The sequence below is a fragment of the Gemmatimonadaceae bacterium genome (assembly GCA_040882285.1).
Classification (GTDB): Bacteria; Gemmatimonadota; Gemmatimonadetes; order Gemmatimonadales; family Gemmatimonadaceae; genus JACDCY01.
In genome coordinates, this window is the sequence record JBBEBQ010000018.1 from 295,867 (window position 1) to 308,097 (window position 12,231).

At 66.6% G+C, this 12,231-nt stretch carries 10 protein-coding genes; all 10 read left to right on the forward strand.

Translation table 11 applies throughout. From position 1 onward, the window contains the following. The first annotated feature begins 6 nt into the window (after nucleotides 1-6). The 10 genes from nuoF to WEA80_10645 are packed head-to-tail and all read left to right on the forward strand — an operon-like array spanning nucleotide 7 to nucleotide 12,230. Nucleotides 7-1,320, forward strand: a complete 1,314-nt coding sequence (gene nuoF / locus WEA80_10600) for an NADH-quinone oxidoreductase subunit NuoF (protein ID MEX1187027.1) — start codon at nucleotides 7-9, stop codon at nucleotides 1,318-1,320. Further along, nucleotides 1,320-2,891 (forward strand): molybdopterin-dependent oxidoreductase, encoded by a 1,572-nt coding sequence (locus WEA80_10605; GenBank protein ID MEX1187028.1) that lies wholly within the window; start codon nucleotides 1,320-1,322, stop codon nucleotides 2,889-2,891. Before nuoF ends, WEA80_10605 begins: the two co-directional genes overlap by 1 nt. Next, nucleotides 2,888-4,222, forward strand: coding sequence for an NADH-quinone oxidoreductase subunit NuoH (gene nuoH, locus WEA80_10610; GenBank protein ID MEX1187029.1), 1,335 nt, complete (start codon nucleotides 2,888-2,890; stop codon nucleotides 4,220-4,222). The genes WEA80_10605 and nuoH overlap by 4 nt, the downstream gene beginning before the upstream one ends. Next, entirely contained in the window at nucleotides 4,222-4,719 is a 498-nt protein-coding gene (locus WEA80_10615) for an NADH-quinone oxidoreductase subunit I (GenBank protein MEX1187030.1), read from the forward strand. Before nuoH ends, WEA80_10615 begins: the two co-directional genes overlap by 1 nt. Further along, nucleotides 4,716-5,300, forward strand: a complete 585-nt coding sequence (locus tag WEA80_10620; protein ID MEX1187031.1) for an NADH-quinone oxidoreductase subunit J — start codon at nucleotides 4,716-4,718, stop codon at nucleotides 5,298-5,300. Before WEA80_10615 ends, WEA80_10620 begins: the two co-directional genes overlap by 4 nt. Further along, a complete protein-coding gene (gene nuoK, locus WEA80_10625) occupies nucleotides 5,290-5,583 on the forward strand; it encodes an NADH-quinone oxidoreductase subunit NuoK (GenBank protein MEX1187032.1) in 294 nt (97 codons plus the stop codon). Before WEA80_10620 ends, nuoK begins: the two co-directional genes overlap by 11 nt. After that, nucleotides 5,580-7,811: an NADH-quinone oxidoreductase subunit L gene (gene nuoL, locus WEA80_10630; GenBank protein ID MEX1187033.1), complete on the forward strand. Its 2,232-nt coding sequence runs from the start codon at nucleotides 5,580-5,582 to the stop codon at nucleotides 7,809-7,811. The genes nuoK and nuoL overlap by 4 nt, the downstream gene beginning before the upstream one ends. Next, entirely contained in the window at nucleotides 7,808-9,382 is a 1,575-nt protein-coding gene (locus WEA80_10635) for an NADH-quinone oxidoreductase subunit M (protein MEX1187034.1), read from the forward strand. Before nuoL ends, WEA80_10635 begins: the two co-directional genes overlap by 4 nt. Further along, nucleotides 9,379-10,866, forward strand: coding sequence for an NADH-quinone oxidoreductase subunit N (locus WEA80_10640; protein ID MEX1187035.1), 1,488 nt, complete (start codon nucleotides 9,379-9,381; stop codon nucleotides 10,864-10,866). Before WEA80_10635 ends, WEA80_10640 begins: the two co-directional genes overlap by 4 nt. Continuing rightward, the gene (locus WEA80_10645; protein ID MEX1187036.1) at nucleotides 10,863-12,230 is read left to right on the forward strand and encodes a phosphomannomutase/phosphoglucomutase; all 1,368 of its coding nucleotides are present in this window, start codon (nucleotides 10,863-10,865) and stop codon (nucleotides 12,228-12,230) included. Before WEA80_10640 ends, WEA80_10645 begins: the two co-directional genes overlap by 4 nt. Nucleotide 12,231: the final 1 nt, after the last annotated feature.

Sequence of the window (12,231 nt, forward strand, 5' to 3'; positions counted from 1 at the left end):
GGCCTGATGGGTTTCCCTCATAAATCGCATGAGCGCGAGACGCCCGTTCTGTCGGAGCACTTCGGCAACGTCGGGGCGCGTTCGCTCGACGGCTGGAAGAAGCTGGGCGGGTACAAGGCGTTGGAGAAGGCGCTGGGCATGCAGCCCGCCGAGATCGTCGAGGTCGTGAAAGCTTCCAGACTGCGCGGCCGCGGCGGCGCGGGATATCCCACGGGCTTGAAGTGGTCGTTCATGAAGCCGGGCGACGGCAAGCCGCACTACCTGTGCTGCAACGCCGACGAGTCGGAGCCCGGGACGTTCAAGGACCGCGAGATCATGCGCTGGACGCCGCACGCGCTCGTCGAGGCCTGCGCCATCGGCGCGTACGCGATCGGTGCGGAGACGGCGTACATCTACATCCGCGGCGAATTCACGGAGCCGCTAGCCGAGATGAACCGCGCGGTGAAGGAAGCGTACGACGCCGGCATCGTCGGGAAGAACGCGATGGGCACGGGCAAGCGCGTGGACATGCACGTGCACAAAGGCGCGGGCGCGTATATCTGCGGCGAAGAGACCGCGCTGATGAACTCGCTCGAGGGCCGGCGCGGCAATCCCCGGATCAAGCCGCCGTTCCCGGCGGTGTCGGGATTGTTCGGGATGCCCACGACGATCAACAACGTCGAGACGCTGGTCGCGGTGAACCACATCCTCCTGCGCGGCGCCGATTGGTACAAGGGGATGTCGCTGTCCAACCCGAAGAGCACGGGCACCAAGCTGTTCTCGGTGTGCGGCAACATCGCGCGTCCCGGTAATTACGAAGTCCAGATGGGATTCCCGTTCAAGGAATTCCTGTACGACGTGTGCGGCGGCCCGCTCGAGGGGCGGCAGTTCAAGGCGGTCATTCCCGGCGGCGTGTCCGTGCCGATTCAGAACATGGAGGAAGCCGAAGCGACGCTCATGGACTACGAGGGCTTCGTCGAGCGCGGCTCGATGCTCGGCTCCGGCGGAGTGATCGTGATCGACGACGCGCAGAACATGGTCAAGGTGATCGCGCGCATCGCCCGCTTCTTCGCGCACGAGAGCTGCGCGCAGTGCACGCAGTGCCGGGAGGGAACGGCGTGGGCCACCCGTATCCTCGAGCGGATCGCCGACGGCCACGGCGCGACCGAGGATCTCGACACGCTGCTCGACATCTCCGAGAACATGACGGGGAAGACGATCTGCGTGCTGAGCGATTCGTGCGCCACGCCCATCGTGTCGGGCATCAAGAAGTTCCGGGAGGAGTTCGAGGTGCTGATCAAGCAGCGGCGGTTCCATCCGGTCGCGGCGGTGGTGGCCTGATGGCCGAGCAGACGCAGGCGCCGGTGAAGACGGTGACGCTCACGATCGAGGGCCGGCAGGTGACGGTCCCCGAGGGAACGTCGATCCTCGAGGCCGCCAAGCAGGTCGGCGTGCTCATCCCGCACTACTGCTACCATCCGGGGCTGCCGGTCGCCGGCGTGTGCCGGATGTGCCTGGTGGACGTCGAGAAGGCGCCCAAGCTCGCGCCGTCGTGCGCCACGGCGGCGATGGACGGACAGGTCGTGCACGTGCACTCCGAGAAAGCGCTGGACGCGCGGAAGGGCGTGCTCGAGATGCTGCTCATCAACCACCCGCTCGACTGTCCGATCTGCGACCAGTCCGGCGAGTGCGAGCTGCAGGATTACACCTTCCAGGAAGGGCGCAAGGACTCGCGCTACCGCGAGCCGAAGCGCTTCAACCCGGTGGAGGATTTCGGCGGCGACGTGGTGTACGTCCCCAACCGCTGCATCCTCTGCACGCGCTGCGTCCGCTTCATGGAGGACATCGCGCATGATCCCGTGCTGAACGTGAGCGAGCGCGGCGACCGCGCGTTGATCGGCAAGTTCGAGGGCAGGGACCTCACCCACCCGTGGGCCGCGAACGTCGTGGACCTGTGCCCGGTCGGCGCGCTCCTGTCCAAGGACTCGCTGAACAAGGCGCGCGCCTGGGAGCTGGACCGCACGGCGTCGGTGTGCCCGAACTGCACGCAGGGTTGCAACGTCATCGTCGAGACGCGCGACAACGTCGTCGTCCGGCTCAAGCCGCGCTTCAACGAGGAAGTCAACGAGTACTTCATCTGCGACTACGGCCGCCTCAACTATCGCTGGCTCAACCGGCAGGACCGCGTGAACACGCCGATGGTGCGCCGCGGAGAATCGCTCGCCGAGACCGATTGGGACGCGGCGATCGCGGCCGCGGCGAGTCTGCTCGAGGGGCAGAAGGTCTCCGTGATCGCGTCGCCGATGCTGTCAAACGAGACGCTCTTCCTGCTGTCGACTCTGATCGAGCGGAACGGCGGAGAAGGGAGCTTCACCGTCGAGACCGGTCCTGAAGCGGCGCTGCCCGGGGTCGAAGATCTCTCGCTTCGTTCCGATCGCGCGGCCAACGTTGTCGGAGCCGAGCGGCTCGGCTTCAAGCGTGGCGCCGGGGCGGCGGGCGGTGGTGTCGTCGTGATCGCCGGAGACGAGCATTTCGGGCTGGACCTGTCGAAGCTTCCCGCGGGCGCGCGCCTGCTGGTGATCGGCTCGGTGATCCCCGACGGCGGACACGGCGCGGAAGCCGTGCTTCCCATCGCCAACATGGCCGAGGAAGAGGGGACGTTCACGAACATCCAGGGACGGGTGCAGCGGTTCCGCCAAGCCAAGGCGCCGCCGGGATACGCGCGCTCGAGCTGGTCCGTGGTCGGCGACCTGCTCCACGCCCTGGGCGACTCCGGCCAGTATTTCCTGCCGTCTGAAGTATTCGCCGCAATGGCAAGCTCGCGCGCGGCGTTCAAGGGTTTGAGCTGGGAGCGGCTGGGCTCCAGAGGTCTGCCCGTGCTGAACGGGAACGGCGCGGGAGCGCGCGCGTGAGCGTGACCGGGCTGCTGCTGCTCCAGGCCGCGAATCCGCAGGAGGAAGCCGCCGGCACGGGCGTCTTCCTCACCTCCACGCTCGTGAAGCTGGTGGTCGTCTTCACGCTTTACATGGTAGGCGTGGCGCTGCTCACGCTCGCGGAGCGGAAGATCTCGGCGTGGATCCAGGACCGGCACGGCCCGAACCGGGTTGGCCCGCACGGGCTGCTCCAGCCGTTCGCGGACGGGCTCAAGAACATGATGAAGGAGGAGACGTACCCGGACGCGGCGTACAAGCCGCTGTTCATCCTTGCTCCGGCGATGTCGTTCATCGTCGCGCTGACCGCGTGGGCGGTGATTCCGTTCGCCTCTCCGCTGCCGACGCGGTGGGGGCTGATTCCGATGGTGGTCGCGGACCTGCCGATCGGATTCCTGTTCATCCTCGCGCTCACCTCGCTCGGCGTGTATGGGATCGTGCTCGCCGGCTGGTCGTCGAACAACAAGTACTCGCTGCTGGGCGGACTCCGGGCGAGCGCGCAGATGGTGTCGTACGAGATCGCCATGGGGCTGTCGATCATCCCCGTGCTCCTGCTCGCCGGCAACGTCACGCTCAGCGTGGTCATCGATCAGCAGGCGCACGGGCTGTACAACATCCTCAATCTCACGATCGCGTTCTTCATCTTCATGGTCGCGGCGCTCGCCGAGACGAACCGGCTGCCGTTCGACCTGCCCGAGGCGGAATCCGAGCTGATCGCCGGGTACCACACCGAGTACAGCGCGATGAAGTTCTCGTTTTTCTTCATCGCCGAGTACGCCAACATGGTGACGGCCAGCGCGCTCATGGCGACGCTGTTCTTCGGCGGCTGGGACATCCCGTTCACCGGTTGGGAGAACGCGGCGCCGTACACCGTGCTCAAGACGGTGGTGACGGGGCTCGTGTTCGGGGCGAAGGTGTTGTTCTTCGTCTTCACCTTCATGTGGATCCGCTGGACGCTCCCGCGGTTCCGCTACGACCAGCTCATGTCGCTCGGCTGGAAGTTCATGCTGCCGCTCGCGCTCGGGTACATCGTCGTCATCGCGGCGGTCATGCTCGGCCTCGGCGCGTCGGGGATCGCTTACGGCCCGCTGTACGGGCTCGCGCTGTTCGGCGTGAACCTGGCGCTGATCATGATCCTGTTCGTGATGGTGGACCACGGCCGCATCATCAGTCCCGCGTACGGCCGGCTGGATCCACGGGAGCTGGAGAAGCTCCGCGCCATGCGGCAGCGGTCCGCCCTCGCCCGCCGTCCCGAAGCCAGGCCCGCGGTCGGCAAGCCCACACCGGCTCCTGTCGCCGGAGGGACCGACTGATGGCCATCAGCGTCAAGGTGGTGAACCGGCCGACGGGGGACGTCAGCTACGTGCGCGCCACGCTGAAGGGAATGGCGCTCACCTTCAAGCACCTCGTCGATCCGCACAAGGTCACCATCCAGTATCCCGAGGAGAAGCACTCGCTCTCCGCGCGCTGGCGGGGCACGCACCGCATGCTCACCACCGAGGACGGCAAGGCGAAGTGCGTCGCCTGCGGCCTGTGTCCGACGGTGTGTCCGGCCAACTGCATCAAGCTGGTGCCGGGCGAGGACGAGAACGGCAACCGCTACCCGCTGATCTTCGAGATCGACGAGTTCCGCTGCATTTTCTGCGGCTACTGCCAGGAGGTGTGCCCGGAGGAAGCCATCCACCTTGGCCGGCACTACGAGAACTCCGAGTACAGCCGCGCGGGCTTCGTGTACGACCTCGAGCGGCTCACCGCCCAGACTCACCCGGTGACCGAGCTGTGGGACCCGGAGGATCCGAAGGGACAATGATCGATCCGGCGTATCCTCTCTTCTACACGTTCAACTTCTATCTCTTCGGCGTGATCGCGCTGGCGTCCGCGCTGGCGTTCGTCACCCGCAAGAGTCCCGTCGCGGCCGCGCTCTGGCTGGTGAACGTGATGTTCGCGCTCGCCGCTCTGTACGTGATGCTCGACGCGCATTTCATCGCCGCGATCCAGGTGCTGGTGTATGCCGGGGCGATCATGGTCGTGTTCCTCTTCGTCATCATGCTGCTCAACCTCGGTCACCCGTCCGAGATCGCCGACATACGCGGGAAGTGGGGAAAGGTGGGGGCCCTCGTGCTCGGGCTGATCCTGCTGGCCGAGATCGCCGTGGTGAGCGAAACGCGCGTCAGCCCCGAATGGATTCTGCCGCGCGGCGAGATGGACCGGCTGCTGGCCGAGAAGGGCGCGGTCGGCGTCGTGGCCGACCCGCTGTTCACGCATTACCTGCTCGCGTTCGAGCTGACCAGTATCCTGCTGCTGATCGCGATAGTGGGTGCCGTGGCGCTTGGCCGGCGCGCCGAGCATCACGTCGAGCCCGTTTCGGAGGAGAGCGCGCATGCTGGCTGAGGCCCTCGCGCTGTCCGCGGCGCTCTTCACCATCGGCGTGATCGGAGTGCTGATCCGCCGGAACGCGATCATCATCTTCATGTGCGTCGAGCTGATGCTCAACGCCGTGAACCTCAGCTTCGTCGCGCTGTCGCGGTACTACGGCGCCGATGGACAGGTGTTCGTATTCTTCGTGATGACCGTGGCCGCCGCCGAGGCGGCGGTGGGTCTGGCGATCATCATCTCGATCTTCCGCCACCGGCAGACGGTCAACCTGCAGAACATCAACATCATGCGCGGATGACCGTTCTTCCCGCGGGGGTCATGGCTCTGCTGCAGGAGACGGCGGCGTATACCGCCGGCTCACACGTGCTGGACGGCTCCGTGGCCGAGTGGCTCTGGCTAGTGCCGGTGCTGCCCCTGCTCGGGTTCGTCATCAATGGAGCGCTCTCGCTTTTCGCCGTAGCGCACCCCGGCCCGGGCGATCCGGACGCGGGGCACGGCGACGCGACGGCGGCGCATGCGCTACCGCCCGAGCCGGCCGGCGGCGCGCACGGGGACGACCATCATCCCGTAGCCAGGCACCGGTTCGCCGGGATCGTGAGCGTGATCGGGCCGCTGATGCTGGCGCTGTCGTTCGCGCTGACCGCGATGATCTTCTTCGCCATGCGGTCGGCGCACGCGACCGAACCGTTCATCCAGGAGTACTTCACCTGGATGATCGCGGGCGAGCTCGACCTCGCGGCCGCGTTTCAGCTCGACCAGCTCGCGATGGTGATGATGCTCGTGATCACGGGGGTCGGAGCGCTGATCCACGTCTTCAGCGTCGGCTACATGCGCGACGACCCGGGGTACCCGCGCTACTTCGCGTACCTGAACCTGTTTGTCTTCTTCATGCTCGTGCTGGTGCTCGGCGCCAACTACCCGGTCATGTTCATCGGCTGGGAGGGCGTCGGCCTCTGCTCGTATCTGCTGATCGGCTTCTGGTTCTCGGAGAAGGCCAACGCCGACGCGGGGAAGAAGGCGTTCATCGTGAACCGGATCGGCGATTTCGGCTTCCTCGTCGCCCTGATGCTGCTGTTCGCGCATCTGGGCACGATGGACTTTCAGAGTGTCGCGGCCGCGGCGCCGCAGCTCTCGACGCCGATCGTGACCGCCATCTGCCTCTTCCTGTTCCTCGGCTGCGTGGGGAAGAGCGCGCAGATTCCGCTGTACGTGTGGCTGCCGGACGCGATGGCCGGCCCCACGCCGGTCTCCGCGCTGATCCATGCTGCGACGATGGTGACGGCGGGCGTGTATCTCGTCGCGCGCAGCTCCTTCCTCTTTTCGCTGGCGCCGGCGGCGGGGCTCACGGTCGCGCTCACGGGCGCCGTCACCGCGCTGTTCGCCGCGACGATCGGGCTCAAGCAGTGGGACATCAAGAAGATTCTGGCCTACTCCACCGTGTCGCAGCTCGGCTTCATGTTCATGGCCGTCGGCGTGGGCGCGTACGTGGCGGGGATCTTCCACCTCGCGACGCACGCCTTCTTCAAGGCGCTGCTGTTCCTCGGGTCGGGCTCGGTCATCTACGCCATGCACGCGGCGTATCACCAGACGGGCAGCCACGAGGACGCGCAGGACGTGCGCAACATGGGCGGTCTCCGGCGGTTCATGCCCGTCACCTGGGTGCTGATGTGGATCGCGACGCTGGCGATCGCGGGCATTCCGCCATTCGCCGGCTTCTTCTCCAAGGACGAGATCCTCGCCGGCGTGTACGCGCGCGCGCACGACTCCACGCTCGCCGAAGCGAGCTGGCTCGGCATCCCGGGATCGGCGCTGCTCTACTTCATCTACTTCATCGGCATCGCCACCGCGCTGCTCACGGCGATCTACATGACGCGCATGATGCTGTACACCTTCCATGGTCCCAACCGCACGGGCGAGGCGGAGCGCGGCGCGCTGAAGGAAGCTCCGTGGGTGATGACGGGCCCGCTGGTGGTGCTCGGCGTGTTGAGCGCGTTCGGCGGCTGGCTGAATCTCCCGAAGGTCTTCACCGACCTGCTTCCGGTCGGTCCGACGCTCGCGCTCGAGCATTGGATGGACCCCGTCGTGGGCGAGCATCAGCTGGCCGTCACGCACGGCGAGGCAGCGCATCTGTCGGCGAGCACTGAGTACCTGCTCATCGGCGCGGCCGTGCTCGTCGCGGCGGCCGGCATCGCCCTCGCCTGGCGCTTCCTCAAGCCTGAAAAGCTGGTGCCCAAGCGCGAAGCGCCGGCCGAGGAAGGATTCGAGCGGGTGCTCGCCGAGAAGTACTTCGTGGACGAGGGCTACGACCGCGGTCTGGTTCAGCCCATGTACCACGGCTCCCGGCTCGTGCTCTGGCGCGGGTTGGACGCCGGTGTGATCGACGGGCTGTTCGTGAACGGCAGCGCGTGGCTGGCCTACGCCTTCGGCTGGCTCGGCTCCAGGGCCCAGACCGGCGCCGTCGGCACGTACGCGTGGGTGCTCGTTCTCGGCGTCGTCGCCGTGATCGGAGTGTTCACACTCCGATGACCCAGCTCCTCGCTGCGATCGGTTACACGAGCTGGGTGCTCCCGGCGCTGCTGATCATTCCTCTGGTCGGCGCCGGCGTTCTGCTGGCCCTCGCCGCCGGCGGAAAGGGCGACCAGCCGGGCCCGGCGCGCACGGCGCGGATGATCGCGTTCCTCACGCTGCTCGCCGAGTTCATCGTGTCCGTCGGTCTCTGGTGGTCGTTCGAGAACGGCGCCGGCTGGCACGCATCGGTGGACGTGCCGTGGATCCCGACGTGGGGCGTGCGATTCTCCATCGGCCTCGACGGGTTCGGCCTCATGATGGTGCTGCTGACGACCTTCCTGATGCCGCTAACGGTGCTCGGCGGCTGGACGAGCGTGCGCACGAAGGTCCACAGCTACCTGATCCTGCTACTCGTCATGACGACGGGAATGCTCGGCGTGTTCCTCGCGCGCGATTTATTCCTGTTCTACGTGATGTGGGAAGTGATGCTCATGCCGATGTACTTCATCATCGGCATCTGGGGCGGGGAGCGGCGCATCTACGCCAGCATCAAGTTCTTCATCTACACCATGGTCGGGTCGATCCTCATGCTGGTGGGGATCATCTACCTCGGCATTCAGTCGGGCAGTCCTATCACCGGCGCGCCGGACTTCAGCTACGCGGCCGCGCTGCAGCTTTCGCTCTCGCCCGCCGCTTCGTTCTGGCTGTTTGGCGCGTTCTTCCTGGCGTTCGCCGTGAAGGTGCCGATGTTTCCGTTCCACACGTGGCTGCCGGACGCCCACGTGGAGGCCCCGACGGCCGGCTCGGTCATCCTCGCGAGCATCATGCTCAAGACGGGCACGTTCGGCTTCCTGCGGTTCGCGCTGCCGCTATTCCCCGGCGTCGCGATGGACCCCACGGTGCGGATGATCATTCTCGTGCTCGCGGTGATCGCGATCATCTACGGCGCGCTGGTCGCGCTGGTGCAGCCCGACTTCAAGAAGCTCGTGGCGTACTCGTCGGTGAGCCACATGGGCTTCGTGGTGCTCGGCATCTTCGCGCTGACGGTCGAGAGCGTGCAGGGCGCGCTGATGGTGATGATCAACCACGGCATCTCCACGGGCGCGCTGTTCTTCCTCGTGGGAATGATCTACGAGCGCCGGCACTCGCGGATGATCGACGCGTACGGCGGAATAGCGCGGGTGGTGCCGATGTTCGCCGCGGCGCTGACGCTGGTCGGGCTCAGCAGCATCGCCCTGCCGGGAACCAACGGCTTCATCGGCGAGTTCCTGGTGCTGGTCGGCGCGTTCAAGACCTATCCGGTCTTCACCGCGCTCGCCGCGACCGGCGTGATCTTCGCCGCGGCGTACATGCTGTGGGCGCTGCAGCGGATCCTGTTCAACAAGTTGGACAAGGACGAGAATCGGCACCTCCCCGATCTCAACTGGCGCGAGATCGGCCTCCTGACCCCGCTCATCGCGGCGATCATCTGGATCGGCGTGTATCCCGCGCCGGTGCTGCGGCGGATGGAAGCCGCGGCGCATGACCTCGTGCAGCGGGTGGAGCGCGGACCGCCTGCACGGTTTCCCCGGCCACCGATGATCCCATGACGGCGCTCGACCTGACGATTCCGTCGCAGCTGATGACCGCACTGGCGCCCGACATCACGCTGATGGTCGGGGCCATGGCGCTGCTCCTGTGGGCGGCCTGGGGGCGCGAGAGCATCCAGCGCCAGCGGGCCGTCGGCGTCGCGAGCATGATCCTGTGCGGCATCGTGGCCGCCATGGTCGTGTATTTCATGCGCGAGGGCGGCGCGGTCGGGCCCGGGCCTATCGCCATGGACCGGTTCCGCTGGACCGCCGACCTCCTGCTGCTGCTGGCCACGTTCGCCACGATCGCGCTGGCGATGGACTACAACGCGCGCGAGCGGATCACGTCCGCCGAATCGCACGTGCTCGTGTTGCTCGCGACATCGGGAATGATGGTGCTGGTGTCGGCGCGCGACCTGATCATCGTATTTCTCGGCATCGAGATCATGTCGGTCGCGGTGTACGTGCTCGCCGGCCTCAACCGCCGCAGCGGCCGCGCGGCGGAAGGCGCGTTGAAGTACTTCCTGCTGGGAGCATTCTCGACCTGCTTCCTGCTGTACGGCATCGCGCTGGTGTACGGGGCGACCGGGAGCACCAACCTGACCACCATCGCCGAGCGCGTCGGCGGCACGGGACCGGTAAGTCCGCTGCTGCTGATCGGCATGGCGCTGCTGGTGGTAGGGTTCGGCTTCAAGATCGCGGCGGTGCCGTTTCACATGTGGGCGCCGGACGTATACGAGGGCGCCCCCACGCCGATCACCGCGTACATGGCCGCGGCGGTGAAGGCGGCCGCGTTCGCCAGCTTCCTGCGCGTGTGGATGGAGGCGTTCCCCGAGGTCTTCGTTCAGTGGCACTACGGGGTGTGGTGGCTGGCGGCGGTGACCATGGTGGCCGGCAACCTCATCGCGCTGGCGCAGAAGAACATCAAGCGCATGCTGGCGTACTCGAGCATCGCGCACGCCGGCTACATCCTGGTCGCGGTGCTGGCGCGTGGCAACCTCGGCAGCTCCGCCTTCCTGTTCTATCTGTTCGCGTACACGCTCGCGACCTTCGGCGCTTTCGCCGTAGTAATCGTGCTCTCGGGCAGGGGAGACAGATATCTCAAGATCAAAGACTACGCCGGGCTTTGGACCGTGCGCCCCTGGCTCGCCGGCAGCATGGCGGTGTTCATGCTGGCGCTGCTCGGATTCCCGATCTTCGGCGGCATCGGCTTCTTCGCGAAGTGGTACATGCTGCAGGCGGCGCTCGACTCCATCACGCCGCTGACGAATCTCTCGATCATTCTCGTCCTGACCAGCGTCGTGTCCGCGGGCTACTATCTGTACGTGGTGATGGTGATGTTCATGAAGCCGGTATCGCGGCCGGACAGTGAGCCGCAGCCCGCTGGCCGGCTCACGCAATGGGTTATCGCCGCGGCGGCCGTGCTCATCCTCGCCTTCGGAATCTTCCCCGACCCGGTGGTGCGCCTGACGCGCAGCAGCGTCATCGTGCCGATCGACCGGTGAGCATCGCGCGCGGGATCTTCCGCGAGTACGACATTCGCGGCATCGCCGGCACGGACCTCACGCCGGCTACGGCGCGCCTCATCGGGCTCGGATATGCCGCGTACCTGCGCGAGCAGGGCGAGTCCGGCGCAATCGCGGTCGGCCGCGACAACCGGCCGAGCGGCACCGGCTTGCGCGACGGACTGGCGGAGGGGCTGAGGGAAGCCGGCCTGGACGTCGTCGACATCGGCGTGGTTCCGACGCCGGTCACGTACTGGGCGCAGCACAAGCTGGACGTCATCGGCGGCATCCAGATCACCGGCTCGCACAATCCGCCCGAGTACAACGGCTTCAAGCTCGGCCTGAGGACGAAGTCGATCTACGGGCAGCAGATCCAGCGAATATACGAGCTGATCTCGGCCGGAGATTTTCCGAAGGGGAAGGGAACGCTCCGCGAGGAAGCATTGATCGACCGGTACGTGGACGACATCGTGCGGCTCGCCGGTCCGCTCACGCGGAAGCTGCGCGTGGTGGCGGACTGCGGCAACGGCGCCGGGGCGCTCGTCGCCCCCAGGATGCTCGAGCGCATGGGACTGAGCGCGGACCTCCTGTTCTGCGAGAGCGACGGCACGTTCCCCAATCACCATCCCGACCCGACGGTCGCGGAGAACGTGGCCGATCTGATCGCGGCCGTGCGGGCGAACAAGGCCGACCTCGGCGTCGCGTTCGACGGGGACGCGGACAGGATCGGCGTCGTCGACGACACGGGCGAGATCATCTGGGGCGATTATCTGCTGATCGTGTACGCGCGCGACGTGCTGCAGCGCACGGGGCCGGGACAGTCGATCGTGTTCGACGTGAAGTGCACGCAGGCGCTCCCCGAGGCGATCGAGCAGGCCGGCGGCGTGCCGGTGATGTCTCGCACGGGACATTCGCTCGTCGAGGAGAAGATGCACGAGACGCACGCCCCGGTCGGCGGGGAGATGTCGGGCCACATGTTCTTTGCCGAGGGCTTCTACGGCTTCGACGACGCGTTGTACGGCGCCGCGCGGCTCATCCGGATCGTGGCCGATTCGGGGAAGTCTTTGCGGGAGCTGCTGGCCGACGTGCCCCGGTTCGTGTCCACGCCGGAGATCAGAGTGCACAGCGACGACGACAAGAAATTTCCGATCGTGGAGGAAGCCAAGCGGCACTTCGGCGCGAAGTACGAGACGAACGACATCGACGGCGTGCGCATTCTCTTCGAGCACGGCTGGGGGCTGATCCGCGCGTCCAACACGCAGCCGGTGATCGTAATGCGGTTCGAGGCGGACACCGAGGAGCAGCTCGCCGCGATCCGCGGCGAGGTCGAGGGCTGGCTGGCGGCGAAGGGGGTTGCAGTCTAGG